At 71.0% G+C, this 25,626-nt stretch carries 23 protein-coding genes and 1 riboswitch; of the genes, 5 read left to right on the top strand and 18 right to left on the bottom strand.

What is annotated here, in order from left to right; translation table 11 throughout:
* Positions 1-212 precede the first annotated feature (212 nt).
* The 5 genes from ligA to P3T34_RS25890 form a co-directional block, all read right to left on the bottom strand.
* Complete coding sequence (gene ligA / locus P3T34_RS25910) at positions 213-2,516, bottom strand: NAD-dependent DNA ligase LigA (protein ID WP_280668451.1); 2,304 nt, start codon at positions 2,514-2,516, stop codon at positions 213-215.
* Positions 2,517-2,534: 18 nt separating this feature from the next.
* The gene (locus P3T34_RS25905; protein WP_280668450.1) at positions 2,535-3,545 is read right to left on the bottom strand and encodes a methionine synthase; all 1,011 of its coding nucleotides are present in this window, start codon (positions 3,543-3,545) and stop codon (positions 2,535-2,537) included.
* Positions 3,546-3,555: 10 nt separating this feature from the next.
* Positions 3,556-5,667 carry a transglycosylase domain-containing protein gene (locus tag P3T34_RS25900; protein WP_280668449.1) on the bottom strand — a complete coding sequence of 704 codons (2,112 nt, stop codon included), beginning with the start codon at positions 5,665-5,667 and terminating at the stop codon, positions 3,556-3,558.
* A gap of 214 nt (positions 5,668-5,881) precedes the next feature.
* Positions 5,882-6,355: a hypothetical protein gene (locus P3T34_RS25895; protein WP_280668448.1), complete on the bottom strand. Its 474-nt coding sequence runs from the start codon at positions 6,353-6,355 to the stop codon at positions 5,882-5,884.
* 9 nt (positions 6,356-6,364) lie between these two features.
* A complete protein-coding gene (locus P3T34_RS25890) occupies positions 6,365-7,576 on the bottom strand; it encodes a helix-turn-helix transcriptional regulator (RefSeq protein WP_280668447.1) in 1,212 nt (403 codons plus the stop codon).
* Positions 7,577-7,709: 133 nt separating this feature from the next.
* On the opposite strand from P3T34_RS25890, the gene P3T34_RS25885 reads away from it, so the two are divergent.
* Complete coding sequence (locus P3T34_RS25885) at positions 7,710-8,141, top strand: ATP-binding protein (protein ID WP_280668446.1); 432 nt, start codon at positions 7,710-7,712, stop codon at positions 8,139-8,141.
* 211 nt (positions 8,142-8,352) lie between these two features.
* On the top strand, positions 8,353-8,823 hold the full coding sequence (locus P3T34_RS25880) for an NUDIX domain-containing protein (protein WP_280668445.1): 471 nt from the start codon (positions 8,353-8,355) through the stop codon (positions 8,821-8,823).
* Here the strand turns inward: P3T34_RS25880 and P3T34_RS25875 are convergent.
* A complete protein-coding gene (locus P3T34_RS25875) occupies positions 8,811-9,398 on the bottom strand; it encodes a TetR/AcrR family transcriptional regulator (protein ID WP_280668444.1) in 588 nt (195 codons plus the stop codon). The genes P3T34_RS25880 and P3T34_RS25875 overlap by 13 nt on opposite strands.
* A gap of 118 nt (positions 9,399-9,516) precedes the next feature.
* Between P3T34_RS25875 and P3T34_RS25870 the strand changes: the two genes are divergently transcribed.
* Positions 9,517-10,563, top strand: coding sequence for a medium chain dehydrogenase/reductase family protein (locus P3T34_RS25870; protein WP_280668443.1), 1,047 nt, complete (start codon positions 9,517-9,519; stop codon positions 10,561-10,563).
* Here P3T34_RS25870 and P3T34_RS25865 read toward each other — a convergent pair.
* From P3T34_RS25865 to P3T34_RS25850, 4 genes are all read right to left on the bottom strand, one after another.
* Positions 10,541-11,230, bottom strand: coding sequence for an SDR family oxidoreductase (locus tag P3T34_RS25865; protein ID WP_280668442.1), 690 nt, complete (start codon positions 11,228-11,230; stop codon positions 10,541-10,543). The two genes, P3T34_RS25870 and P3T34_RS25865, sit on opposite strands and share 23 nt — an antisense overlap.
* Before the next feature lie 11 nt (positions 11,231-11,241).
* Positions 11,242-11,775: a TIGR00730 family Rossman fold protein gene (locus P3T34_RS25860; protein WP_280668441.1), complete on the bottom strand. Its 534-nt coding sequence runs from the start codon at positions 11,773-11,775 to the stop codon at positions 11,242-11,244.
* A gap of 36 nt (positions 11,776-11,811) precedes the next feature.
* Positions 11,812-12,924, bottom strand: a complete 1,113-nt coding sequence (gene mnmA, locus P3T34_RS25855) for a tRNA 2-thiouridine(34) synthase MnmA (RefSeq protein ID WP_348534759.1) — start codon at positions 12,922-12,924, stop codon at positions 11,812-11,814.
* Between the two features lie 100 nt (positions 12,925-13,024).
* On the bottom strand, positions 13,025-14,194 hold the full coding sequence (locus tag P3T34_RS25850; protein WP_280668439.1) for a cysteine desulfurase family protein: 1,170 nt from the start codon (positions 14,192-14,194) through the stop codon (positions 13,025-13,027).
* Between the two features lie 123 nt (positions 14,195-14,317).
* Between P3T34_RS25850 and P3T34_RS25845 the strand changes: the two genes are divergently transcribed.
* Positions 14,318-15,109 (top strand): IclR family transcriptional regulator, encoded by a 792-nt coding sequence (locus P3T34_RS25845; RefSeq protein WP_280668438.1) that lies wholly within the window; start codon positions 14,318-14,320, stop codon positions 15,107-15,109.
* Here the strand turns inward: P3T34_RS25845 and P3T34_RS25840 are convergent.
* The 8 genes from P3T34_RS25840 to P3T34_RS25805 all read right to left on the bottom strand — a co-directional run bounded on the left by P3T34_RS25840 (position 15,045) and on the right by P3T34_RS25805 (position 24,034).
* Entirely contained in the window at positions 15,045-15,704 is a 660-nt protein-coding gene (locus P3T34_RS25840) for a trimeric intracellular cation channel family protein (protein ID WP_280668437.1), read from the bottom strand. The two genes, P3T34_RS25845 and P3T34_RS25840, sit on opposite strands and share 65 nt — an antisense overlap.
* A 70-nt stretch (positions 15,705-15,774) precedes the next feature.
* Complete coding sequence (locus tag P3T34_RS25835; protein ID WP_280668436.1) at positions 15,775-16,809, bottom strand: dipeptide ABC transporter ATP-binding protein; 1,035 nt, start codon at positions 16,807-16,809, stop codon at positions 15,775-15,777.
* A gap of 17 nt (positions 16,810-16,826) precedes the next feature.
* Entirely contained in the window at positions 16,827-17,900 is a 1,074-nt protein-coding gene (locus P3T34_RS25830) for an ABC transporter ATP-binding protein (protein WP_280668435.1), read from the bottom strand.
* A complete protein-coding gene (locus tag P3T34_RS25825; RefSeq protein WP_280668434.1) occupies positions 17,897-18,907 on the bottom strand; it encodes an ABC transporter permease in 1,011 nt (336 codons plus the stop codon). Before P3T34_RS25825 ends, P3T34_RS25830 begins: the two co-directional genes overlap by 4 nt.
* A gap of 112 nt (positions 18,908-19,019) precedes the next feature.
* Positions 19,020-20,774, bottom strand: coding sequence for an ABC transporter substrate-binding protein (locus P3T34_RS25820; RefSeq protein ID WP_280668433.1), 1,755 nt, complete (start codon positions 20,772-20,774; stop codon positions 19,020-19,022).
* 84 nt (positions 20,775-20,858) lie between these two features.
* Positions 20,859-21,857 carry an ABC transporter permease gene (locus tag P3T34_RS25815; RefSeq protein WP_280668432.1) on the bottom strand — a complete coding sequence of 333 codons (999 nt, stop codon included), beginning with the start codon at positions 21,855-21,857 and terminating at the stop codon, positions 20,859-20,861.
* Between the two features lie 286 nt (positions 21,858-22,143).
* Positions 22,144-22,989, bottom strand: a complete 846-nt coding sequence (locus P3T34_RS25810; protein WP_280672384.1) for an enhanced serine sensitivity protein SseB C-terminal domain-containing protein — start codon at positions 22,987-22,989, stop codon at positions 22,144-22,146.
* Between the two features lie 214 nt (positions 22,990-23,203).
* The gene (locus P3T34_RS25805; protein WP_280668431.1) at positions 23,204-24,034 is read right to left on the bottom strand and encodes an enhanced serine sensitivity protein SseB; all 831 of its coding nucleotides are present in this window, start codon (positions 24,032-24,034) and stop codon (positions 23,204-23,206) included.
* Positions 24,035-24,190: 156 nt separating this feature from the next.
* Positions 24,191-24,292: riboswitch (glycine riboswitch) on the top strand.
* Positions 24,293-24,487: 195 nt separating this feature from the next.
* On the opposite strand from P3T34_RS25805, the gene gcvT reads away from it, so the two are divergent.
* Complete coding sequence (gene gcvT / locus P3T34_RS25800) at positions 24,488-25,609, top strand: glycine cleavage system aminomethyltransferase GcvT (RefSeq protein ID WP_280668430.1); 1,122 nt, start codon at positions 24,488-24,490, stop codon at positions 25,607-25,609.
* The last annotated feature ends 17 nt before the right edge of the window (positions 25,610-25,626 follow it).

The following is a 25,626-nucleotide window of genomic DNA, read 5'->3' as shown; positions in this document are numbered from 1 at the left end:
GCCCCCCAGACGGCGCCGGACGAACCCGGTGCCCCACTCCTGCTGACACGCTGTTGCATTCCAGGGTAAGTCCGCCTCCTGTATGGAGGCTGACTTTCAGTCATCCTTGGATCGCCTCAGGCGTGAGCCGGCGCCGCACGGGAACACGATGCCCTGTTTGCGGCCCCGGCATCCCGCTGACGGTCAATCAGTACGATAACAAGACGGACACGTCAGCCCTGGTCAGGGCCTGCGGGGGTTACCGACTCCGCTTCGGTGGGTGCGGCAGGTTCGGGCTCCGGGAGGCCGAGGTGCGCGCGGGCGGCGGACGGGCCCTGCTCCAGCAGGACGGTGAACCCCTCGTCGTCCAGCACGGCCAGGCCCAGCTGCACGGCCTTGTCGAACTTGGACCCGGGGTTGTCGCCGACCACCACGAAATCGGTCTTCTTCGACACCGAACCGGTCACCTTCGCGCCCCGCGAGACCAGCGCCTCCTTGGCGCCGTCCCGGGTGTGGCCGGCCAGCGTGCCGGTGACGACGACGGTCAGGCCCTCCAGCGGGCGCGGGCCCGCCTCCTCGGCCGCCTCCTCGGTGAACCGCACCCCCGCGGCCCGCCACTTCTCGACGATCTCGCGGTGCCAGTCCTCCTGGTACCACTCCTTGATCGCCCGGGCGATGATCGGACCGACGCCCTCGGTGGCCGCCAACTCCTCCTCGGTGGCCGCGAAGATCCGGTCCAGGTCGCGGAACTCGCGGGCCAGCGCCTGGGCGGACACCGGGCCGACGTGCCGGATCGACAGGCCGTTGAGGTAGCGCCAGAGCGGCCGCTCGCGGGCCGCCGCCAGGTTGTCGAGCAGCAGGCTCGCGCTCTTCTTCGGCTCGCCCCTGAGGTTGGCGAAGAAGTCGACCTGCTTCTCCTCGCCGGTCTCGTCGTCCAGCTTGGGCATGCCGCTCTTCTGGTCGCGCACCAGCACCTTGATCGGCAGCAGCTGCTCCATGGTCAGGCCGAAGATGTCGCCCTCGTTCTTGACCGGCGGATCCTTGGGCTCCAGCGGCTGGGTGAGCGCGGTGGCCGCGACATAGCCGAGGCCGTCGATGTCCAGCGAGGCGCGGCCGCCCAGGTAGGCGATCCGCTCGCGGACCTGGGCCGGGCAGAACTGCGCGTTGGGACAGCGCAGATCGATGTCGCCCTCCGACATCGGGCGCAGCTCGGAGCCGCACTCGTGGCAGTGGCTCGGCATCACGAACTCCTGCTCGGTGCCGTCCCGCAAGTCCTCCACCGGGCCGAGGATCTCGGGGATCACGTCACCGGCCTTGCGCAGCACCACGGTGTCACCGAGCAGCACGCCCTTGGCCTTGACCACCTGCTGGTTGTGCAGCGTCGCGTACTGCACCATCGAGCCGGCCACCTTCACCGGCTCGGCCAGCACGGCGAACGGGGTGGCCCGGCCGGTGCGCCCGATGCCGACCTGGATCCGGGCCAGCTTGGCGTTGACCTCCTCCGGCGGGTACTTCCAGGCGATCGCCCAGCGCGGCGACTTGGAGGTGGCGCCGAGCCGGCCCTGGAGCGGGATCTCGTCCACCTTGACGACCACGCCGTCGATCTCGTGCTCGACCGAGTGCCGCTGCTCGCCGTAGAGCCTGATGAAGGCGCGCACCTCCTCCAGCGTGCCCACCACGCGGTTGTGCCGGGCGGTCGGCAGGCCCCAGTCGTGCAGCAGCTGGTAGGCATGCGACTGGCAGTCGATGTCGAAGCCCTCGCGGGCGCCGATGCCGTGCACCACCATGTGCAGCGGGCGCGAGGCGGTGACCAGCGGATCCTTCTGGCGCAGCGAACCTGCGGCCGCGTTGCGCGGGTTGGCGAACAGCTTGACCAGGGCGTGCGGGCGCTTGCCCTCCTTGGCGCGCTCCTCGTTGTCCGCCCGGCGGCGCTCGTTCTCCGCGGCGAGCGAGGCGTTCAGCTCGGCGAAGGCCTCGGTGGGCAGGTAGACCTCGCCGCGGATCTCGACCAGGGCGGGGATGTTGTCACCCTTGAGCTGGTGCGGGATCTCCTTGATGGTGCGGACGTTGGTGGTGATGTCCTCGCCGACCCGGCCGGTGCCGCGGGTGGCGGCCAGCACCAACCGGCCGTGCTCGTAGGTGAGGTTGACGGCCAGGCCGTCCACCTTGAGCTCGCAGAGGTAGTGGTACTCGATGCCGTCCAGCTCGCGGGCGACGCGGTCGGCCCAGTCGGACAGCTCCTCGTCGTCCATCGCGTTGTCCAGGCTGAGCAGCCGCTCGCGGTGCTCGACCTTGGTGAAGACGTCGCCCGCCGTGCCGCCGACCTTCTGGGTGGGCGAGTCCGGGGTGACCAGGACCGGGTGCTCGGCCTCGATCGCCTCCAGCTCGCGCATCAGCCGGTCGAACTCGGCGTCGCTGACGACCGGCGCGTCCTGGTCGTAGTACCGGATGCGGTGGCCCTCGATCTCGGCCGCCAGCTCCACATGCCGCCTGCGCACCTCCGCCGGGACCTCTGCCCAGCCCTCGACAGCCGCCACCGTAAGCCTCCTACCGTCTCACTCCGGGTTGTCCACCAGACTGCGGGCACCCTTCACGCTGAGTGACAACGCCTCGCGCGCGTAGGCGGGGCTCGCCCCCGCCAACCCGCAGGTCGGTGTCACCAGCACGCGGCGTCCCAGCAGTTCCGGATCGAGCCCGAGCCTGCGCCACAACGTCCTGACACCCGCGACATTACCGGCCGGGTCTGACAATCCTTCGTCGGTGGAGGGCACCACTCCGGCGAGGAACACCGTGCCGGCCTCGACCGCCTCGCCGATCACGTCGTCCTCACGCTCCGTCAGCAGCGCGAAGTCGAGCGAGACGCCGGCCGCACCGGCCCGGCGCAGCAAGGGGATTGGCACACCGGGCGCGCAGCAGTGCACGACGGTGGGAGTCTGCAGCGCGGTGATCACCGACCGCAGCACCTCCTCGGCCACCTGCCGGTCCACCGAACGCAGCCGCTGGAACCCGCTGGCGGTCTTCACCCCACCGGTCAGCACCGCGGGCAGCGAGGGCTCGTCCAACTGGAGGACGAGCTGCGCGCCCGGCACCCGCTTGCGGACGTCCGCGAGGTGGCGGCGCAGGCCCTCGGTGAGCGAACCGGCGATGTCCCGGCAGGCGCCGTGGTCGCGGAGCGCCTTCTCGCCGTACTTCAGCTCGATCGACGCCGCCAGCGTCCACGGCCCGACCGCCTGCACCTTCAGCGCGCCCTGGTAGCCCTGGGTGAACTCCTCCAGCGCGTCCAGGTCCTCGCCCAGCCACGCGCGCGCCCGCTTGCTGTCCCGCCCCGGCCGGTCCGCGAACCGCCACCCACTCGGCTCCACCTGTGCGAACAGCTCCACCAGCAGGCCGGCCGACCGCCCGATCATGTCCGCCCCCGGCCCACGCGCGGGCAACTCGGGCAGGAACGGCAACTGTTCCAGCGCGCCGGTGGAGGTCCTGGCGGCCTCCCGCGCGTCGGTGCCGGGCATGGAGCCGACACCGGTCGCGGCGCCGTACAGGTCGGGGAAGGGCTGCTCAGTGGTCACGCAGTGCAGGCTACGGGGTGGGCGGCGTGCTCGGGCCGGTGGACGGCGTGCTCTGCGCGGGCGAGGCGGGCAGCGCGATGTCGGGGAAGTCGGTGGCCGGGGTCCCAGCGACCTCGCCCTTCATCGCGGCCTCCCAGATCGGACCGGCGACCTGGGCGCCGAAGGCCTGCTCAATCCGGCTGCCGCCGAACATCTGGCCCTCCAGCGGCTGCTGCTTGCCGGTGTCGCTGACCACGGTGGCACCGACCACGTCGGGGGTGTAGCCGACGAACCAGACCTGCGTGCCACCGTCGGTGGTACCGGTCTTGCCCGCGATGGGCCGGCCCAGTGAGACGTTCGAGGCGGTACCGCGGTCCTGGACCACGCCCTTGAGCATCGCGGTGATGGTGTCCGCGGTGTTGGGGGAGATGACCTGCGAGCAGCTCTGCGCCGGGACGGGCAGGTTCTTGCCGTCCGGGCCGGTCACCGAGCCGATGGCCAGCGGCGCGCAGTAGACGCCGTGCGAGGCGAAGGTGGCGTAGGCACTGGCCATCGTCAGCGGGGTGAGGTCGTTGACACCCAGGGTCATCGACGGGACCACCTTGAGCGGGGTGCCGTCGGCCTGCTTCTCGATGCCCAGCCTGTTGGCCATCTGGGCCACCGCGCACAGGCCGACGTCGCCCTCCAGGGTGGCGAAGTAGGTGTTGATCGACTGCGCGAGCGCGTCGGCCATGTCGAAGGTGACGGGCGAGGCCGAGCTGTCGTTGTGCACCGAGGGCGCCGACCTGTAGAGGCCGCCGTTGCAGTCGGTCATCCTGGGCCAGTTGATGGTGGAGGCCGTGGTGTAGGTCTGCGAGGGGGTCTTCCCGCTCTCCAGCGCCGCGGCGGCCACGATCGGCTTGAAGGTCGAGCCGGTCGGGAACCCGAGGCCGCCACCCATCGACTGGGGGGCGTTCAGGTTGATCTGGGTCTCGTCCGACCCGAGGCCGTACGGCCGGCTCTGGCCCATCGCCAGGATCTTGCCGGTGTTCGGCTGCACCATGCTCATCACGGCGGCGGGCTTGTCGGAGGCGTTCGCGTTGTCCGCCAGGCCCTTGTCCAGCGCGACCTGTGCCTTCGGGTCCAGCGTGGTGTGGATCTGCAGGCCGCCGCGGTTCCACAGCGCCTTGCGGTCGGCGGCGGTGGCGCCGAACACCGGGTCACTGAGGAGCACGGCCTTCACGTAGTCGCAGAAGAAGCCCTCGCCCTGCTTGGCCGTGATGCAGCCCTGCTGCGGGCGGCTGACCTGGAGCTTGATCGGGGTCGCGATCGCCTGGTCGGCCTGGGCCTGGGTGATGGCGCCGTACTCGGCCATCTTCTTGAGGACGACGTTGCGCTTGTCCGTGGCGGCCGCCAGGTGCGCGATCGGGTCGAAGGTGCTCGGCGACTGCACCAGGCCGGCCAGCATGGCCGCCTGGGGCAGGGTCAGGTCCTTGGCGTGGACGCTGAAGTACCGCTCGGAGGCTGCCTCGATGCCGTACGCCTGCTCGCCGAAGAAGGTGATGTTGAGGTAGTTGGTGAGGATCTGGTCCTTGGTCAGCGTCTGCTCGACGTCGATCGCGTACCGCATCTCCTGCAGCTTGCGGCCGATCGTCTGCCGCTGCGCCTCCAGGACGGCGGCGGTGTCGTTGCCGGCCTCGTCCACGAAGACGTTCTTCACGTACTGCTGGGTCAGCGTCGAGGCGCCCTGGGCGGTGCCGCCGGCGGCGGAGTTCTTGCTGAGCGCGCGGATGATGCCCTTGGGGTCGATCGCGCCGTGCTGGTAGAAGCGGTTGTCCTCGATGTCCACCAGCGCCTGGCGCATCACCGGGGCGATCTGGTCGCCCGGGACGACGGTGCGGTCCCGGTCGTATGCGGTGGCTATCAGGTTGCCGGACGCGTCGTAGATCGAGGAGGCCTGGGAGAGCGCCGGGGCCTTGAAGTCGTCCGGGAGGCTGTCGAAGCTGTCCGCCGCCGCCTTCGCCCCGAGGCCGAGGCCCCCGACGAACGGCAGGGCCATGCCGGCCAGCAGGGCACCGGCTACCGCACTGACAGTCAGAAAGCGGACAGCCAAGGCGGACTTGGCCACCAGGCCGGAGGTCGTGGAGGAGTTCGTCGACGGCATACCTCCGACTTTAGAAGCCCAACCTTGAGGAATGGTATGAATATTTCTACCGTCATGTATCGACCTGGCTACAGAATTCCGACGCCTTGGCCCCAACACCCGGACAGGGCACGCTGATCGGCTCCGCACACCCCGTTCGTGCCGCTACCACCCGATTTCGGGCGACTGCCCTCTCGGGCAGACGGCGGCGGAGACGTACGAGACCACGACGGCCCTACCGCTCGGCGCCCGCCGGCCACAGCACCCGCACCGGCACCCCGGAGCGCTCGGCGAAGCCGACGACATCGGCGGTGCCGCCGTATCCCCACGCGGGCTTGCCGTCCCAGACGGCGAGCAGCAGGTCCGCGAGCCCGACGAGGATCTCGCTGCCCGCCATGTGCGCCGCCGAGTCGGACACGGTCAGGCCGGTGCGGTGCACCTGGGCAGCCTGGTCGAGCAGCCGGTCGTAGAGCGCGTGGTGCTCGAACGGCAGCGCGTCGCGGTACCCGTCGGCGGGGATGACCACCTCCAGCCGCCCACCGAGCGCCAGGACGGCCTCGGCGAACCACGCGTCGGGGCCGTCCGCGATGCACGACACCCCGATCAGTCGCCCGCTGTCCCACTCCGTCAGCGCCTCCTCCAGCAGCCCCCGCACCTGGCACTCCACCCCTGCGCCGAGCCCCCGATGCCCGGTGATCCCCACCCTCATGTGCCCCTCCTAGAGGTAGACGCCGCGCAGCCGCTCATCGAAGTCCCGCACGACCTTCGGCGCCGCCGCGCTGCCGAGCGTACGACGCAACCCTCTGGCCCGCTCCACGATTCGGCCCGATCGGTAGCGCACCCCGGCATCGAGCGCCTGCCCCGCAAAGGCGAACGCCGCCTCCAGGCGCCCCGCAGCCAGGTGCCCGGTCGCAATATCCAGGACCAGCAGGGCCCGCTGCTTGACGTGCCCGGTTGCCAGCGCGGCAACGTCCTCGCCGAGCACCCACCCGGGCTCACCAAGGCGGGCGCCACAGGTCACCCGGCAGGCTGCCACCTTGCCCTCGTCAAAGGCGAACACCCAGGGCCACGGTGGGGATTCCTCCCGCCGTGCCGCCATCGCGCGACTGTGCACCAGGGCTCTGTCCGCCGAGCGGGCATCACCACCCACGGCATGCGCCAGAGCCTCTACCGAGGCCAGCCAGGCATCGGCGATCGTCGGCATGCCCGCTCCGAGAGCCTTCCTTGCGCTGCCTGCCAGGCTCAGAGCCTGCGCGGCATTCCCGGCGTGGGCTTCGAACTGTGCGAGCGTGCCCGTCTGGTAGGCCACCAGCAGCGGATCCCTTGCTACTCGTGCGGCCTTGATCGCCTGGCCGTACCAGGAGCGCGCCGAGCCGTGGTCCCCCATGTCCCAGGCCAACCAGCCCGCCAGCCCAGCCGCTTCGCTGCCGACAGCCGCCAACTTCAGTCGCTGCGGAGAGTTGGCGGTCAACCGCTGGATCAACTGGATATGACCGCGAACCGCATCTGCGAGATCGCGCGAGGGCGTCGACCCGTCGAGGCGGCGGTACGCCATGGTGCCGAGCCGAAGGGCGGCTGCCTGGCCGGTCTCGGCGGGGCCGCAGACCGCCGCCAGTACGGGGGCGGCCACCACTGCGGCTGCTCCGCCCAGGAATTCGCGTCGTTCCACTGGATCTGTCCCTGTGGTGCGATCCGCCAGACCGAGTAGTCCGGCGGAGATCTGCAGATGGGCCGCCGCCCGGCCGAGCAACGCCATGTCGTAGACGCCAGCCGGACCGCGCTTCTCGATCCGGGACACCGCCGACTGCGACAGGCCCAGGGCCTCACCGAGTTGGAGCTGAGTCAGGCGCTGCTGACGACGGCTCAACTCGATCACGCGGCCGTAGTCGCCGGCCTGTGCGGCGTCCCGGACTTCCCGCTGCCAGTGCACCAGTGCAACCCCTGCCGTCCGGCATCCGCATGCGTCGGACGCATACCCGCATTCCCGTCCTGCCTACGCAATGGTCCCACGAACGTGACGACCCGTTGACTCTCCGTAGGAAATTCAGTGAAGGAGTGCACCCATGGCAACCGTCACAGGCCGACCAGCCACCGCTGTGATGCCGGCGTCGGCTTTCCTGCCCTACCGGCCCGAGGCCGCGTCGGCGGCCCGTCGGCTGGTACGGGACAAACTGGCCGAGTGGCGACTGGAGCACCTGGCGGACGATGCCCAACTGATCGTCAGCGAACTGGCCGCCAATGCCGCCAAGACCGGCTGCCACCGCCGGATGTACGTGACGATCCGCCGTCCAGCACCGCTCACCGTCCGGATCGCGGTCCGGGACGGCTCCCGCACACTGCCCGTGCTGATGCAGGCCGGGGACTGCGACGCCGAGTGTGGACGCGGCTTGGGCCTGGTCGACCGCCTGACCCACGGGCGCTGGGGCGTGGTGCCCGAAACACTCGGCAAGACCACCTGGGCCGACCTCGCGGTGGCAGTCAACCCGGCCGGATAGCGTTGCTGGGTCAGCCCGGAGCTCTCCGGGTACCGGCGACAACCCTGACCGATGTCTCCCCGCCCCCGGCGCTCGCTTCGAAAGTCGGCCCGGCCGACTTCCTGTCCGAAGATTTCGAGCTGTGGACGCGGGGAACCAGGCGAAGCGTGGACGGTACCGCGGACCGGTTCGCCGCGTGAGGAGCTGAGGAGCTGAGGAGCAGAGGAGCAGCATGGCCAGGACTGAGTTCTACGACGACCCCGCAGCCCCCAGGCCCAATCGGCTGGTTGTCGCCGCGTCCGCCGTCCTGACCGACTCCCACGGGCGGATTCTCCTCCAACGGCGGGCTGACAGTGGGTTGTACGCGTTGCCTGGCGGGGTCATGGAGCTGGGTGAGTCGTTGCCGGACGCGGCTGTGCGGGAGACGTACGAGGAGAGCGGGCTCAGGATCGAAGTCACCGGCATCGTCGGGACGTACACCGATCCGCGGCACATCATCGCGTATGCGGACGGCGAGGTGCGGCAGCAGTTCAACGTCTGCTTCACCGCTCGCGTGGTCGGCGGGGAGCTGCGGATCTCCGACGAGTCCACCGATCTGCGGTTCGTGGCGCCCGAGGAGTTGCCCGGGCTGGCGATCCACCCCACCCAGCGGTTGCGGATCGGGCACTTCCTGGAGCGGCGGGCGACGCCCTACCTCGGGTAGGACTGGGTGGTGAGGGAGTGGGCCTCGGCGGTGTAGAGGGCGGCGGGGTCGACATCCATGCCGGTGAAGTGGCCCGCGAGTTCGAGGGACAGGACGCCGTGGAGGCGGGTCCAGAAGGCGAGGGCCTGGCGTAGGGCCGAGGACTGGGCGGCGGTGCAGGTGGCGAGGAGGACGGTCAGGATCTCGGAGGCGATCCGGGTGGTGTCCTCGGGGGCCTGGTAGCCGGGCACAGGGGTGCCGTAGAGGAGGAAGTACCGCTGGGGATCCTCCAGGGCCCACTGGCGAAGGGCCTGCGCGAGTCCGGTGAGGTCGGCGCCGGCTGCGGCGCGGGCGTGGAAGGTGTCGGCGAGGCTGCGGTAGGCGTCGCGGATGAGCTCGGTGATCAGCTCGTCGCGGTTGGCGAAGTAGCGGTAGAGGGCGGGGCCGCTCATGCCGATCTGCTTGGCGATGGCGTTGAGGGACAGGGCGGAGGCCCCGGCGACGGCGATCTGCTCCCAGGCGTGCTTCTTGATCTCCTCCTGCACCTGGGCGCGGTAGCGCTCCCGGGGGGTCTTCGCGTCCGACGACTCGGCCATGCCCGTCTGTCTCCTATCACCGTCTAGTTAGAGGCTATCACTCTTCTTCTTGACTCTCACTGAGAGATGGAGTTATACCTTGTAACGAAGCAAACGGCATCTACGGATGGGGAGAACCATGAACATCGAGGTCATCCTGCCGGGCATCGTCGCCCCGGAGGGCCTGGAGATCCGCCACAGCGCCGTGCCGCAGGCCGGCCGCGGTCAGCTCGTGATCGCCATGGAGGCCAGCGGCGTCTCGTTCGCCGAGCAGCAGATGCGCCGCGGGCGGTACTACGACCAGCCGCCCTTCCCGTTCGTCCCCGGCTACGACCTGGTGGGCCGGGTGCTGATCACGGGCGAGGGCGTCGGCCCGGGCCTGGTCGGGCAGCGGGTGGCCGCGCTGGTGAAGGTCGGCGGGTGGGCCAGCCATGTGGTCGTCGACGCCGACGACGTCGTTCCGGTCCCGGAGGGCCTGGGTGCGGCGGAGGCGGAGACCGTGGTGGTCAACGGCATCACGGCCTGGCAGCTGCTGCACCGCCGGGCGCGGGTGCGCGCCGGGCAGACCGTCCTGGTGCACGGGGCGAGCGGCGGGGTGGGCTCGGTCCTGGTCCAACTGGCCCGGGCGGCCGGGGTGAAGGTGATCGGCACGGCGTCCGTCCGGCACCACGACGCGCTGCGCGAACTCGACGTCACCCCGGTCGACTACCGCGCCGGCGATGTGGCGAGCCGGGTGCGGGAGCTGGCGCCCGGCGGGGTGGACGCGGTCTTCGACCACGTCGGCGGGCGCAGTGTGATCGACTCCTGGCACCTGCTCGCCCCCGGCGGGACGCTCGTCGCGTACGGCAGCGCCTCCACCCGCGACGACACCGGGTCCAAGCAGTGGCCCGTACTGAAGATCTTGGCCCGCACCTGGCTCTGGAACGCCCTGCCCAACGGGCGCCGGGCCTACTTCTACAACATCTGGGCCGGCCGCGCGTTCGGCAGGGACCGGTTCCGGTCCCGCATCCGGACCGACCTGACGCAGGTGTTCGCCGCCCTCCAGCGTGGCGAGATCACCGCCCGCATCGCCGCCCGGCTCCCGCTCGCGCAGGCCGCCGAGGCGCTGCGCCTGGCGGAGTCCGGCACCGTCAGCGGCAAGATCGTCCTGATCCCCGGCGCGTTCAGTGACCCGGGCGGACGGTGAGGTCGGTGATCTCGGCGTCGCGCGGGAGGTCGAGGGCGGTGAGGATCGCGGTGGCCACGGACTCCGGGGCGATCCAGCGGGCGGGGTCGTACTCGGCGCCCTCCTGCTGGTGGACCTTGAGCTGCATCGGGGTGGCGGTGCGGCCGGGGTAGACGGTGGTGACGCGGACGCCGCCCGGGTGCTCCTCGGCACGCAGGGAGTCGGCGAGGGCGCGCAGGCCGAACTTGCTGGCGGCGTACGAGCCCCACTCGGCATGCGCGGCGAGGCCCGCGCCGGAGTTGACGAAGACCACGTGGCCGCGGGAGAGCCGCAGTTGGGGCAGGAAGAGCCGGGTCAGCTCGGCAGGGCCGATCAGGTTGATCGCCAGCGTCTCGTTCCAGACCTTGACCGGGGTGTCGCCGACCGGGCCCAGCTCGACCGTGCCGGCCACGTGCAGCAGCGAGTCCAGCTCCACCGGCTGGGTCTGCTGGCCCAGCGCCCAGGAGAGCCGGGCCGGCTCGGCCAGGTCGCCGATCAGGGTCTGCGCGGCGGGGAGGGAGTGCCGCAACTCGGCGGCGCGCTTGGCGTTGCGGGCCAGCAGCCAGACCTCGTCGCCGCGTTCGATGAGCCGCTGGGCGACGACGGCGCCGATGCCCGAGCCGGCGCCGGTGATCAGGTGGGTGGCCATGGAGGCTCCAGTCAGGAAGAAGCGGGGGTGAGGAGGGTGAGAACCTCGGCCGGGGTGTCGGCGAAGGTGATCAACTCGGCCAGCGGGCGGGGCAGGAAGCCCTCGGCGTCCATCCGCTCCAGCTGGGTGCGCAGGCCGTCGTAGAAGCCGGAACTGTCCAGCACCACCACCGGCTTGTCGTGCAGGGCGTGCTTCTTGAGCTCCAGCACCTCGGTGACCTCGTCCAGCGTGCCGAGGCCGCCGACCAGGACGACCACGGCGTCGGCGCGCATCAGCAGCTGCGCCTTGCGCTCGGCCAGGTCGCGGGTCATCACCAGTTCGTCGGCGCCCTGGTAGCCCTTGTGGGCGAGCAGTTCGACCAGCACCCCGACCAGCTTGCCGCCGGCCGCCTTGACGCCGTCGGCGAGCACGCCCATCAGGCCGGCGTCGGAGCCGCCCCAGACCAGGGTGTGGCCGCCCTCGCCCAGCAGCCGGGCGAACTCGGTGGCGGGGGCGGTGTAGCGGTCGTCGAGCGAGTACGCGGAGCAGAAGACGCAGATGTTCATGATGATGAAAGGTCTATCACGAGGGAAGGGCAGCGATCAGCTGAGTTCCGCGGCCACCGGCTCCGCCACCGGGCGGCGCTCGGTGCTCGCGATGGTGGCCGAGCCGACCACCCGGGTCCCGTCGTAGAGCACGACGGCCTGCCCGGGCGCGATGCCGCGCACCGGCTTGGCGAGCCGGACGCGCAGCTCCTCGCCGACCAGTTCGGCGCTGACCGGCACCTCCTCGCCGTGCGCGCGCAGCTGGGCGGTGTACTCCCCCGCCGTGACGGTCTCGGCGCCGCACCAGCGCGGGCGGATCGCGGTGAGCGCCAGCACGTCCAGGCCCTCGACCGGGCCGACCGTGACGGTGTTGTTCACCGGCGAGATGTCCAGCACGTAGCGCGGCTTGCCGTCGGCGGCCGGGTGGCCGATCCGCAGGCCCTTGCGCTGGCCGATGGTGAAGCCGTACGCGCCGTCGTGCTCGCCGACCTTGGTGCCGTCGGCGTCCACGATGTCGCCGGTCGCGGTGCCCAGGTGCTTGGCCAGGAAGCCCTGGGTGTCGCCGTCCGCGATGAAGCAGATGTCGTGGCTGTCCGGCTTCTTGGCCACGGCCAGGCCCCGGCGCTCGGCCTCGACCCGGATGTCGTCCTTGGCGGTGTCGCCGAGCGGGAAGAGCGAGTGGGCCAGCTGCTCGGCGTCCAGCACGCCCAGCACGTACGACTGGTCCTTGGCCTGGTCCACGGCGCGGTGCAACTCGCGGGCGCCGCCGGGCAGATCGACGATCCGGGCGTAGTGGCCGGTGCAGACGGCGTCGAAGCCCAGCGCGATCGCCTTGTCGAGGAGCGCGGCGAACTTGATCTTCTCGTTGCAGCGCAGGCAGGGGTTGGGGGTGCGGCCGGCCGCGTACTCGGCGACGAAGTCGTCGATCACGTCCTCGCGGAAGCGCTCGGCGAGGTCCCAGACGTAGAACGGGATGCCGATCACGTCCGCCGCCCGGCGGGCGTCCCTGGCGTCCTCCAGGGTGCAGCAGCCGCGCGCGCCGGTGCGGAAGGACTGCGGGTTGGACGACAGCGCCAGGTGCACACCGGTCACCTCGTGCCCGGCCTCGGCGGCGCGGGCGGCGGCCACGGCGGAGTCGACGCCGCCGGACATCGCGGCGAGAACGCGCATCCGCCCTTCGGGCTGTCGCAGGCCGGTGGACGGGCCGGTCGGGGCACCAGGAAAGTCAGTCATAGTGCCCTCCAGAGTACGGGGTGCCCGGAGACCGGTCTCAGCGCTGCCCGGCGTTACGGGCCCGGGCGACGACCGGGCCGATCGCCTCGGCCAGCGCGTCCACGTCCGCCTTGCTGGAGGTGTGGCCCAGCGAGAAGCGCAGCGAGGAGCGGGCCACCCGCGCATCCGCGCCGATCGCCAGCAGCACATGGCTGGGCTGCGGCACCCCGGCCGAGCAGGCCGAGCCGGTCGAGCACTCGATCCCGGCGGCGTCCAGCAGCATCAGCAGCGCGTCGCCCTCGCAGCCGGGGAAGGAGAAGTGCGCGTTGGCGGGAAGCCGCCCCTCGCCGGACGGGTCGCCGTTGAGCAGCACTTCGGGGACGCTCGCGCGGACCCGGGCGATCAGGTCGTCGCGCAGCGCGGCGACCGCGACGGCGTGCTCGGGCTGGCGCTCGACGGCGAGCACGGCGGCCGTCGCGAAGCCGGCCGCGGCGGGCACGTCCAGCGTCCCGGAGCGGACGTCGCGCTCCTGGCCGCCGCCGTGCAGCAGCGGGATCGGCGAGGCCGCCCGGGACAGCAGCAGCGCGCCGACCCCGTACGGGCCGCCGATCTTGTGCCCGGTGACGGTCAGCGCGTCCAGCCCGGAGGCGGCGAAGGAGACCGGCACCTGACCCAGCGCCTGCACCGCGTCGGCGTGCATCGGGATGCCGAACTCCTTGGCCACGGCCGTGAGTTCGATGATCGGCTGGAGGGTGCCCAGCTCGTTGTTGGCCCACATCACGGTGATCAGCGCGACCGAGCCCGGGTCGCTCTCGATCGCCGCGCGCAGCGCCTCGGGGTGCACCCGCCCATAGGAGTCGACCGGCAGGTACTCGACCCGGGCGCCCTCGTGCTCGGCCAGCCAGTGCACGGCGTCCAGCACCGCGTGGTGCTCGACCGGGCTGCACAGCACCCTGGTGCGGGCCGGGTCGGCGTCGCGGCGGGCCCAGTACAGGCCCTTGACCGCGAGGTTGTCCGATTCCGTACCGCCGCCGGTGAAGACGATCTCGCTCGGCCGGGCGCCCAGCGCCTCGGCCAGCGACTCGCGGGACTCCTCGATCACCCGGCGGGCTCGGCGGCCGGCCGCGTGCAGGGAGGAGGCGTTGCCCGTGACGCCGAGGTGCGCCGTCATCGCGGCGATCGCCTCGGGGAGCATCGGGGTGGTGGCCGCATGGTCGAGGTATGGCATGGCTCAACCAGTGTAAGTGCCAAGCGGGTCACGATTTGGCCATTGCAGTGGGTGCAACGGCCCGGTTAGCCTCCTGCATCACTGACGGGTCGGGACCTGGTTCCCGAAGGGGGTGGGGGCGACATGTCGCAGACCGTCGACCGGGCGCTGACGATCCTGGCCTCGCTGGGCGAGGGCCCGGCCTCGCTGGAGCAGGCCGCGGGCCGGATCGGCGTGCACAAGTCGACGGCGCTGCGCCTGCTGCGCACGCTGGAGGAGCACGGTTTCGTGCACCGCCAGTCCGACCACCGCTACCGGCTGGGCGGCCGGCTCTTCTCGCTCGCCCAGCAGGCGCTGGAGGGCATCGACGTCCGCCAGGTCTCCGCGCCCTACCTGGCCTCGCTCAACGAGCGCTACGGCCACACCGTGCACCTGGCGATCCTGGAGGGCGCCGAGGTGCTCTACCTGGACAAGGTGGAGGCCCGCTACCCGTCCGGCGGCGACTGCCGGCCCGGCTCGGCGGCGCGGATCGGCAAGCGGGCCCCGGCGGTCGCCACGGCGGTCGGCAAGGTGCTGCTGGCCGACCTGTCGCAGGATCAGCTGACGGCCGCTCTGGACGGCCAGGAGCTGCCCGCCGAGCTGCTCGCCGAGCTCGCCGCCGTGCGCCGCCAGGGCTGGGCGCTGGACCAGGGCGAGTACGAGGAGGCGGTGAACTGCGTGGCCGCCCCGATCAAGGGCATCGACGGCACCGCCATCGCGGCCTGCGCGATCTCCGCTCCGGCCCGGATCGCGCCGGTCGGCGAGCTGAGCCGGCTGCTGCCCGAGCTGCTCTGCACGGTCGAGGCGGTCTCCCTGGCATACGGCGGCTCGCCTACTCCTCGCTGGTGCGAGAACCGTTGCGGTGCCAAGCACGCGGTGCGCGCCAGCCATACCTGAGCGCCAGCATCCGCAGGACGAACGCGGTCATCGCCGCCGAGGCCGCGGTCAGCGTGGTGAGGTGGTTCGCGGCGATCAGGAAGGCCACCACGATGGAGCCGACCAGCGCCGGGACGGCGTAGATCTCCCGGTCCCAGCGCAGCAGCGACGGCGTCTCGTCCGCCAGCACGTCGCGGATCACGCCGCCGCCGACCGCCGTCAGCATCCCGAGCGCGACCGAGGCCACCGAGCCGAGGCCGTAGTCGTGCGCCTTGGCGGTGCCGGTGACGCAGAACAGGCCCAGGCCCAGCGCGTCCAGGGTCTGCACGGCGCGGTTGATCCGCTCGACCTCGGGGTGCAGGAAGAAGACCACCAGGCCGGCGACGAGCGGCGTCAGGAAGTACCCGAGATTGGCGAAGGCGACCGGCGGAGTGGCGCCGATCAGCAGGTCGCGCATCACCCCGCCGCCCAGCGCGGTGACCTCGGCGAGCACGCAGATGCCGAAGATGTCCATGTTCTTGCGCACCGCGAGCAGGCCCCCGGAGAGGGCGAAGACGAAGATGCCGATCAGGTCGAGGGGCTGCTGCACATCGGGCGAGAAAATCTGCGAGGTCACCGGGCCAGTGTCCATGCCCGGCCCGCCCCGACCGAATCCGGCGTTCGAACCGGTCGGGGCGCGCCGCAGGTCAGACCGCTGCGGGTGCGGCGGACTCGGTGTTCCCGGCCGGCTCGGTGTTCTCCGGGAAGTGGCAGGCGCTCTGGTGGCCCGGGCGCAGCTCGACCAGCTGCGGTTCCTCGCTGGCGCAGATGTCCTGGGCCTTCCAGCAGCGGGTGCGGAAGCGGCAGCCGCTCGGCGGGTTGATCGGCGAGGGGACGTCGCCGGTGAGCAGGATCCTCTGCCGCTGCTCCTTGCGGCGCGGGTCGGGCACCGGGACGGCGGACATCAGCGCGACCGTGTACGGGTGGGTGGGCGCCGCGTAGAGGGAGTCCCGGGAGGCGATCTCGACGATCTTGCCCAGGTACATCACCGCCACCCGGTCCGAGACGTGCCGGACCACCGAGAGGTCGTGCGCGATGATCAGATAGGTGAGGCCGAGCTCCTTCTGCAGGTCGTCGAGCAGGTTGACCACCTGGGCCTGGATCGAGACGTCCAGCGCGGAGACCGGCTCGTCCGCCACGATCATCTTCGGCCGCAGGGCCAGCGCCCGGGCGATGCCGATGCGCTGGCGCTGGCCGCCGGAGAACTCGTGCGGGTAGCGGTTGTAGTGCTCGGGGCTGAGCCCGCACAGCTCCAGCAGCTCCTGGACGGCCTTCTTGACGCCGCCCTCGGTGGCGACCTTCTGCAGCCGGAACGGCGCTCCGACGATGGTGCCCACGGTGTGCCGGGGGTTCAGCGAGGAGTACGGGTCCTGGAAGATGATCTGGATGTCCTTGCGCAGCGGCCGCATCCGGCCGGTGCTCAGGTGCGTGATGTCGGTGCCCTCGAACTCGACCTTGCCGCCGGTGGGTTCGTCCAGCCGGGTGACGAGGCGGCCCATCGTGGACTTGCCGCAGCCGGACTCGCCGACCACGCCGAGCGTCTCGCCGGGCAGCACCGAGAAGGAGATCCCGTCGACCGCGCGCACGGCGCCGCTCTTGCGGCGCAGCACGCCCTTGGTGATCGGGAAGTGCCGCTGCAGGTCGGTGACCCGGAGCAGGGGTTGGGTGTCCGTGTGGGGCACGCGAGTCTCCGTGGTGTTCACAGGCGGGGCGCGATCTCGTCGGCGAAGATCCGGTGGCGGTCGGCGGCCGGCAGGTGGCAGGCGGCGAAGTGCCCGGACGTGGTCTCGGCCAGCTTCGGCACGTCGGTCTGGGAGCGTCCACCGGTCAGCTCGGCGTACGGGCAGCGCGGGTGGAAGGCGCAGCCGCCGGGCACGTTGATCAGGCTGGGCGGGGTGCCGCGCACCGGGATCAGGCGCTCCTGGAGGTCCCGGTCCAGGCGCGGCATCGAGCCCAGCAGGCCCCAGGTGTAGGGGTGCTCGGGGGCGTCGAAGAGCGTGGTGGCGGGCCCGCGCTCGATGCACTTGCCGCCGTACATGACCAGGATGTCGTCGGCCAACTCGGCCACCACGCCCAGGTCGTGGGTGATGATGATGACGGCCGAGCCGAACTCCTGCTGGAGGTCGCGGATCAGGTCCAGGATCTGCGCCTGCACGGTGACGTCCAGCGCGGTGGTCGGCTCGTCGGCGATCAGCAGCGAGGGGTCGTTGACCAGGGCCATCGCGATCATCGCGCGCTGGCGCATGCCGCCGCTGAACTGGTGCGGGTAGTCGTCCACCCGGCGGTCCGGCTGCGGGATGCCGACCCGGTCGAGCATCTCGACCGCGCGCTTGCGGGCGTCCCGCTTGGACGCCTCGGGGTGGTGCACCCGGTAGGCCTCGACGATCTGCTGGCCGACGCTGTAGTACGGGTGCATCGCGGTCAGCGGGTCCTGGAAGATCATCGCCATCTTGCGGCCGCGCAGCTGGCGCACCCGGTCGGGCTCGGCGGAGACCAACTCCTCGCCCTCCAGCCAGATCTCGCCGCTGATCCTGGCCCGCTTGGAGCGGTGCAGGCCCATGATGCCCAGCGAGGTGACCGACTTGCCCGAGCCGGACTCCCCCACGATGCCCAGGGTGCGACCGGGCGCCAGGTCGAAGCTGACCCCGTCCACCGAGCGGACCAGGCCGTCGTCGGTGTCGAAGTGGATCCGCAGGTCCCGCACCGACAGGAAGGCGCCGTCGGTCACCCGAGGCTTCCCGGCTTGCTCGGGGATCAGGTTCTGGTCGGTCACGACAGCCTCACGCGGGGGTCGACAGCGGCGTACAGAAGGTCAACCAGGAGGTTGCAGATGACGATGAAGAAGGCAGCCACCAGGGTCACGCCGAGGATCTTCGGCAGGTCGTTGTCGGAGATCGCGGAGACCGCGAAGAAGCCGATGCCCTGGAAGGAGAAGACCTGCTCGGTGATGACCGCCCCGCCGAGCAGCAGCCCGAGGTCCATGCCGAAGATGGTCAGGATCGGGGTGAGCGCGGAGCGCAGGCCGTGCCGGACCACCACGTCGCGCTCGCGCAGGCCCTTGGCCCGGGCGGTGCGGATGTAGTCCTCGTTCATCGTCTCCATCATCCCGGCGCGGGTGAGCCGGGCGTAGAGCGCGGAGTAGAGGAAGGCCAGCGAGATCCACGGCAGGATCAGATTGCGCGCCCACATCAGCGGATTGTCGGTGAAGTTGACGTAGTGCACGTTGTCGAGAATCGGCCACTGGTAGCTGAAGAGGCTCAGCAGCAGCGCGCCGGTGAAGAAGATCGGCAGCGAGACGCCGGCCAGCGCGACGCCCATCGCGGTCCGGTCGAAGAACGACTTGGGCCGCAGCGCGGAGACCACACCGGTGGCGACGCCGGACAGCAGCCAGAGCACCGCAGCGCCGATCGCCAGCGAGAAGGTCACCGGGATCCGCGAGCGGATCTCGGGCCAGACCTCCAGGTGGTTCTTGAACGAGTAGCCGAAGCACGGCACATGGCAGGTCACGGGGTCAGGGCCGAACTTGTAGTTCGCGCCGGCGACCAGGGTCTTCAGGAACCGCCCGTACTGGATGAACAGCGGCTGGTCGAAGCCCAGGTTGCGCTTGACCGCGATGATCGCGTCGGGGGTCGGGTTCTTCCCGATGTACTGCGCCGCGAGCTGGTCGGTGGTCTCGCCGGCCAGGCGTGGCAGCAGGAAGAAGATGCCGAAGGTGACCGCACTGACGACCAGTAGCAGCACCAGGGCGGCGAACGTCCTGCGGATGATGTAGGCCAACACAGTTGTTCGGCTTCCGGTTTCCCGCCCCGCCCGGGGGTGTCTTGTGGACACCCCCGGGCGGGGCGGACCCCGCTGCCTTCACCTGCCTTCAGTGGAGTGGAGCCAGGCTCTCTTAGCTGGTGGTCCCGATGTTGAGGTAGTCGTACTCACCGGAGAACGCCGCCGTGGACTGCAGGTTGGTGGCGTTCTTCGGGCGGTACAGGAAGACCTTGAAGTCGGTGAGCGGCACGTAGGCCGCGTCCGCCATGGTCTGCTTGTCGATCGCCGCGTAGTCCGTGTTGCGGGCCGCGATGCTGGTGTTGCTGCCCGCGTCGTCGATCAGCTTGTTGATCGCCGGGTCGTTCAGCTGCGCCAGGTTGCTGTTGCCGGAGTCCTTGATGGACCGGCCGTCGACGATCTGCTGCAGGAAGCCGTAGCCGGTCGGCCAGTCGGCGCCCCACTGCATCATGATCATTCCGACGTTGTTGCTGTCGTCGAACTTCGGCACACCGGCGTAGTCCGAGAAGTACTTGCCCTGCGGGTACTGCTGGATGGTCAGGGTGATGCCGACCTTGGCCAGCGCCGCCTGGATCGAGGTCGCCGCGGCCACCTCGGTGTCGCGCTCGCTACGGGCGATGATGGTGGTCTTGAAGCCGTTCGGCTGACCGCACTTGGCCAGCTCGGCCTTGGCCTGGGCCACGTCACCGTTGTTGTTGGTCGACGGGTAGAGGTTGAACGCCTGCTGGCCCGTGATGTCCGGCGGCATCACGGTGTTGGCGATCTCACCGCGGATCGGGCCGCCCTCGGCGGTCTGCACCGAGGTCTTGTCGACCGCGTACTCGACGGCCTTGCGGCAGTCGATGTTGTCCAGCGGCGCGACCTTGGTGTTCAGCGCCATGTAGACCAGGCGACCGCCGTAGGAGTTGTCGGTCTGCGCCTTCAACGACGGGTCCAGCAGCAGCTTGGCCTGGGTCTGCGGGTCGACGCCGCCGCCCACCAGGTCGACCTGGGCGTTGCCGGCCAGCAGGTCGTTGTCCACGGTGGCCTGGTCGATGTTCATCTTGACCACGATCTTGTCCGCGAGCTGCTTGCGGATCGGGTCGGTGGCCGGGTTCCAGTTCGGGTTCGGCACCAGGGTCAGCTGCTTGCCGTCCTGGTACGACTGGAACATGTAGGAACCGGTCGACATCACGTGGTTGACGTACGTGGCGCCGGTGTCCTTGGCCTGCGGCACCGGGACCGTCTGCGGGGCGCTGACCAGGTAGTCGAAGTCCGCGAACGGCTGCTTCAGGTGGAAGCTGATCGTCAGGTCGTCCGGGGTCTGGATGGAGTTCAGGCCACCGGTCTTGTCCTTGTAGGGACCCTGGTACGGCGAGGCGTTGTCGACCAGCAGCTCGTTGAAGTACGTCGGGCCGTTGGAGTTCACGTCCGGCGCGTAGTTGCTGCGCTCGACCGCGTACTTGACGTCCTTGGAGGTGACCGGCGTGCCGTCCTCGTACTTCAGCCCGGCGCGCAGGTGGTACGTCCAGGTCAGGCCGTCGGCGCTGACCTGGCCGGGCGCCGAGGCGAGGTCCGGGACCAGCTTGTTGCCCGCCTGGCCGGAGCCGGGCGCGAAGGTCATCAGCGGACGCCCGTACAGCCGCGAGAAGTTGTAGATGTAGGCGTAGTACGTGTTGCCCGGGTCGAAGGAGTCCGGCGTCCCCTTCATCTCATAGGTGACCGTGCCCCCCTTGTGGTCCGAGGCGTTCACGATGCCCGTGGTGGCCGCGTTGGCGCCCGAGGCGCCGGAGCCGGTGGGCCCCGCGGTCTTGGAGCTGGAGCAGCCGCTCACCACCAGGACGGCGGTGGTGGCCACCGCGGCCAGGGCGAGGGTACGAGATCTGCGCATTGCTTGGATCAACCCCTTGAGGGTGTGGTGGGCAAGACGGTGGAGGGCTGAGCTGGTCGTGACCGAACCGCTCCTGGGAGCTGGTCAGTTGCTGCGCGGGTCGAGCGCGTCGCGCAGTCCGTCGCCAAGCAGGTTGAAGGCCAGCACGGTGACGAAGATCGCCAGACCGGGGACCACCATGTACTCGGGGTCCACCTGGTAGTACTTGATCGCGTCGTTGATCATCCCGCCCCAGGAGGCCTGCGGCGGCTGGATGCCGACACCAAGGAAGCTGAGGCCGGCCTCGAAGAGGATGTTGGTCGGGATCAGCAGCGTCGAGTAGACGACGATCGGACCGACCAGGTTCGGCAGCAGTTCCTTGAACAGGATGAACGGGCCGCGGGCGCCCAGGCTGCGGGCCGCGTCGACGAACTCCCGCTCGCGCAGCGAGAGTGTCTGGCCACGCACGATCCGGCCCATGTAGGGCCAGTTGAAGAATCCGATCACGAAGATCAGCACGCCCAGGTGCAGCGGCAGGCCGTGCAGGCCGAACGCGCCGGCCTGCAGCGAGGCCGAGATCGAGATCGCGAAGAGCAGCAGCGGGAAGGCCAGGAAGGTGTCCATGATCCGGCTGATCACCGCGTCCACCCAGCCGCCGTAGTAGCCGGCGACGACACCGAGCACGGTGCCGATGGTGTTGGACAGCACGGTCGCGCTGAAGGCCACCAGCAGCGAGACCCAGGAGCCTTCGAGGATCCGGGAGAGCAGGTCGCGGCCGAGCACCGGGTCGACGCCCAGCGGGTGGCTCAGGCTCATGCCGCCGAACGATCCGGTCGGCAGGCCGCCGAGGTCGGCGTCCAGCAGATCCTGGTGCAGCACATCGGGGTTGAGGCCGAACCAGGACTCGAGCGGCTTGGCCAGCACGGCGATCAGGATGAGCAGGATCACCACGATGCCGCCGGCCACGGCGGCCTTGTCGCGCTTGAAGCGGGTCCAGGCGATGCGGCCGAGCGAGCGGCCCTCGATCCGGGCGGCGGGAGCGGCCGGCGCCGGGGCGGCGGGCTCGTCCGGCACGGCTGCGGTGGTGTCGGTGGGTGTGGTCATGGGCAGTACGGTCCCCTCGCCGACGGTCGTCGGCCCATGGCGTCCCGGGGCGCGCACGCTGGTACAGATCCTGGTCAGATCCTGGTCAGGTCCTGAGCTGCGCGCCGTTCGGGTTGCTCGGCTGGTGCGGTGCGCAGAACTCTTCACGTTGCGTGCAGCGTTGCGCCAGACCTGCAGGTCGAAGGATGCCCAACTGTGATCTGCCGTTGTTCATGATCGGTAAACCTGCATGTCACTGTTCAGGCAGTGCCGAGGAGGGTGACCAAGCGTCAGATATTGACGGCTTTCAACGCCCGGGGTAGCCCTGCCACGGCTGCTGTGGCCAGCCCTGACCGGTCGCCGGCGGGGTGCCCTGCGCGGGCATCGGGTAGCCGTAGGAGGGCTGTTGGGGCGGGTAGCCACCCGGGTAGGGCGCGGCGGCCGGGTACGGCGCGGGGGTGGCCTCGCGGTGGTAGAACGGCCGGGCGTGGGCACGCATCCAGAGCCCCACCGGGTCGTATTCGTCACTCATCGCGACGGTCGACACGGCCAGCCCCTCGGGTGCCTGCGCGATCGCCCGCTGCATCAGCGCGCGGACCGCCTCGACGGCCGGCGGCGAGGTGTCGTAGAGCTCCAGGCCGATCGCCAAGTACGGTTCGTCGACGACCGGTTGCACCCAGGCGCGGCGCAGCGAGCGGACCGGCCGCACCGACGGGGCCTGCTGTTCGAGTACGGAGTAGAACTGCGCCGCGGCGACCTGTGGTTCACTCAGCCGCAGCGGCCCGGCCGGCAGCCGGTCCAGGCCGGAGGCGACCCGGCGCAGGTCGGCCCACGGGATGCCGACGCCGCCGCCGGGAGCGTGCGGGTTCAGCCACAGGCCCCAGCGGGTGCGGTAGAGCGCGGCGGCGATCTCCCGGCCGGTGATCAGCTCGTGGGCGCGGGACCAGCCGCTGGCGGCCAGCTGCTCGGGCGAGGTGACGGCGGGGGCGTAGCCGAGCCCGCCGATGTCCATGTTGCCGTACTGCGCGTCCGGGCTGCCGGGCTGGCCGTGCCAGAGCAGCATCCAGACCTGGCCGGCGGCGAGCGCGCCGAGCAGCGTCTCGTACGCGTCGTAGCGCTCGGGCGCGACCTCGCGCAGGGCGCGCTCCAGCACCCCCGGGTCCGCGCCGGGGCGCGGGCCGGGTGCCGGGCCCCACGGCCCCGGGGCGCCGCCTGCGTTCACGTCGAGCCCTCCGTCGTCGTCCTGCTGCCGGTCGGTCCGCCGGTCGCTCCGGGTTTGCCTGGCTCGCGGCCAAGATGTCGGCAGCACCCTACGGGGCTTCGCCGACAACCGTCATGCCGACATCCCCCGGGTGCGCGATTCCGTCTCAGATCCGTGCGTAGAACGGCTGGACCCGGTGCAGCAGCCAGTCCACCACCGGGTCCGCCACCAGGTCCAGCAGCACCATGTGCACGCCCCACGGCAGCGGCGCGACGCCCAGCGCGCGGCCGATCGCCGCATTGGCGTCGGCCGGCTCGGCCGGACGCTCGGGATCCAGCTGGACGCCCACGAACAGCACCGGCGGCTCGCCCTCCACCGAGGCCAGCGCGCGCCGGGCGGTCAGCACGCCCGGCAGCGCGCCGAGTTCGGCGTGGACCGCGGTCAGGAACGCCACCGGCTCCTCGTGCGGCTCCAGCAAACGGAGTGCGACCCGGGCGCCGAGCCCGGGCCCCGCGCCCCCGTCCGGGCTCCCCGGCGCGCCCGCCCAGCGGTCCTGCAGCGGGCCGCGGCGCACCTCGCCGACACCCTCGGGCGGCACCGGGATGCCCACCGGCCCACCGGGGTTGACCGCGATGCCGACGCCCAGCGGCAGCCCGCGGGCGAACTCCCAGGCCGGCGCGACGGCGCAGGCCAGCCCGCCGCCGTGCTGCAGGAACTGCTCCTGGGAGGAGAACACCGGGACGTACGGCGCGCCGGCCAGTTCGATCGTCGGCAGGTCGAGCATCTGCCCGCGCGGGTCGCCGCCGGCCGGCAGCGGGATCCAGACCTGGCTGCGCGCCAGCACCTCGACCACCCGCGGGGTCGCCCCTGGGTCGCCGATCGCGGCCGTCAGCACCTGCTCCAGCTCATTGCCCGGCCAGCCACCGCCGACCGGCGCCGTACCCGGCTCGGCCCACCCCTGTGCCGTCGGTGCAAGGCCCTCTGCGGGGATTCCCATCCGTGCTGCCCACCCGTCTCGCGCCGCGCGAGGCGTGTCCCGTTCGCGCGCGAGGCACAGCCTACCGAGCCCGGATCGCCCCCCTCTCCCGTCCTGCTGTCGGGCATGCCATGATGAGCGCGTCCGCTCGGACATCCGAACTTCATACTGGCCGCTCGAACCCGCGCGGGAGAGCCCGGAATGCCGTCACGGCACGACCGGCGCCGAAGGAGCAAGTCCTCCCCGGAATCTCTCAGGCACCCCTACCGCGTGGGCGAGGCACATCTGGAAAGTGGACACGGCCGCGCCGTGCGCCCACCCACGGTGCAAGCCACGTCATCCTGGACCTCGGACAGGTGTGTGGTGAAGCTCTCAGGTTTGACGACAGATGGGGAGATCGCGCCCCCGCATGTCCGCGTACAGGCCCCATGCCCGTGCGTCGTCCCTGAGTGCCAGCCCTAGGAGTCAACCGCCGTGACGTCCCCCCGCCTGACCGCGCTCGACGCCCTGCACCGCGCCCTCGGCGCGACCATGACCGACTTCGCCGGCTGGGACATGCCGCTGCGCTACGGCAGCGAGCGCGAGGAGCACCTCGCCGTCCGCACCAAGGCCGGTCTCTTCGACCTCTCCCACATGGGCGAGATCACCGTCAGCGGCCCGCAGGCCGGCGAGATGCTGGACCACGCGCTGGTCGGCTTCGTCTCGGCGCTCGGCGTGCTGCGCGCCCGCTACACCATGATCTGCCGCGAGGACGGCGGCATCCTGGACGACCTGATCGTCTACCGGCTCGCCGAGCACGAGTTCATGGTCGTCGCCAACGCCTCCAACGCCCAGCTGGTGCTGGACGAGCTGACCGCCCGCGCGGACGGCTTCGACGCCGTCGTCCGCGACGACCGGGACGCCTACGCGCTGATCGCCGTCCAGGGCCCCGAGGCCAACGGCATCCTGGCCTCGCTCACCGACGCCGACCTGCCCGGCCTGAAGTACTACGCGATCCTGCCCGCCCAGGTGGCCGGCAAGGACGTGCTGCTCGCCCGCACCGGCTACACCGGCGAGGACGGCTTCGAGATCTTCTCCGCCCCCGCCGACGCCGAGCACCTGTGGCAGGCGCTGACCGAGGCCGGCCGGGAGAGCGGTCTGGTGCCGTGCGGCCTGTCCTGCCGCGACACGCTGCGCCTGGAGGCCGGCATGCCGCTCTACGGGCACGAGCTGAGCACCGACCTGACCCCCTTCGACGCGGGCCTGGGTCGGGTGGTGCGCTTCGACAAGACCACCAACGACGGCGCGTTCATCGGCCGCAAGGCGCTGGAGGCGGCCGCCGCCAACGCCGAGACCAACCCGCCGCGCAAGCTGGTCGGCCTGGTCTCCGAGGGCAAGCGCGTGCCGCGCGCCGAGTACGCGGTGGTCGCCGCCGACGGCACCCCGATCGGCCGGATCACCTCCGGCGCCCCCTCCCCGACGCTGGGCAAGCCGATCGCCATCGCGTACGTGGACGCCGCGTACGCCGCCCCCGGCACCACCGTCGCGGTGGACGTCCGCGGCAAGCAGGAGCCGGTCGAGGTCGTCGCACTGCCGTTCTACAAGCGCGCCCGCTAAGACCGGTCGGGCTTAGG

Origin of the sequence: Kitasatospora sp. MAP12-44 (genome assembly GCF_029892095.1) — a bacterium.
In the GTDB taxonomy this organism is placed as follows: domain Bacteria; phylum Actinomycetota; class Actinomycetes; order Streptomycetales; family Streptomycetaceae; genus Kitasatospora.
Note: the sequence above shows the minus strand (reverse complement) of the source record. Positions and strands in the feature narration are given on the sequence as shown.

Excerpts from the sequence above, each read along its gene's own strand:
- P3T34_RS25870 (WP_280668443.1), top strand. The coding sequence starts at position 9,517 with ATGAACATCGAGGTCATCCTGCCGGGCATCGTCGCCCCGGAGGGCCTG.
- P3T34_RS25805 (WP_280668431.1), bottom strand. The coding sequence starts at position 24,034 with ATGGGAATCCCCGCAGAGGGCCTTGCACCGACGGCACAGGGGTGGGCC.
- P3T34_RS25850 (WP_280668439.1), bottom strand. The coding sequence starts at position 14,194 with ATGCCATACCTCGACCATGCGGCCACCACCCCGATGCTCCCCGAGGCG.
- P3T34_RS25895 (WP_280668448.1), bottom strand. The coding sequence starts at position 6,355 with ATGAGGGTGGGGATCACCGGGCATCGGGGGCTCGGCGCAGGGGTGGAG.
- P3T34_RS25885 (WP_280668446.1), top strand. The coding sequence starts at position 7,710 with ATGGCAACCGTCACAGGCCGACCAGCCACCGCTGTGATGCCGGCGTCG.
- P3T34_RS25845 (WP_280668438.1), top strand. The coding sequence starts at position 14,318 with ATGTCGCAGACCGTCGACCGGGCGCTGACGATCCTGGCCTCGCTGGGC.
- P3T34_RS25880 (WP_280668445.1), top strand. The coding sequence starts at position 8,353 with ATGGCCAGGACTGAGTTCTACGACGACCCCGCAGCCCCCAGGCCCAAT.
- mnmA (WP_348534759.1), bottom strand. The coding sequence starts at position 12,924 with ATGCGCGTTCTCGCCGCGATGTCCGGCGGCGTCGACTCCGCCGTGGCC.
- P3T34_RS25820 (WP_280668433.1), bottom strand. The coding sequence starts at position 20,774 with ATGCGCAGATCTCGTACCCTCGCCCTGGCCGCGGTGGCCACCACCGCC.
- P3T34_RS25860 (WP_280668441.1), bottom strand. The coding sequence starts at position 11,775 with ATGAACATCTGCGTCTTCTGCTCCGCGTACTCGCTCGACGACCGCTAC.
- P3T34_RS25865 (WP_280668442.1), bottom strand. The coding sequence starts at position 11,230 with ATGGCCACCCACCTGATCACCGGCGCCGGCTCGGGCATCGGCGCCGTC.
- P3T34_RS25875 (WP_280668444.1), bottom strand. The coding sequence starts at position 9,398 with ATGGCCGAGTCGTCGGACGCGAAGACCCCCCGGGAGCGCTACCGCGCC.
- P3T34_RS25815 (WP_280668432.1), bottom strand. The coding sequence starts at position 21,857 with ATGACCACACCCACCGACACCACCGCAGCCGTGCCGGACGAGCCCGCC.
- P3T34_RS25900 (WP_280668449.1), bottom strand. The coding sequence starts at position 5,667 with ATGCCGTCGACGAACTCCTCCACGACCTCCGGCCTGGTGGCCAAGTCC.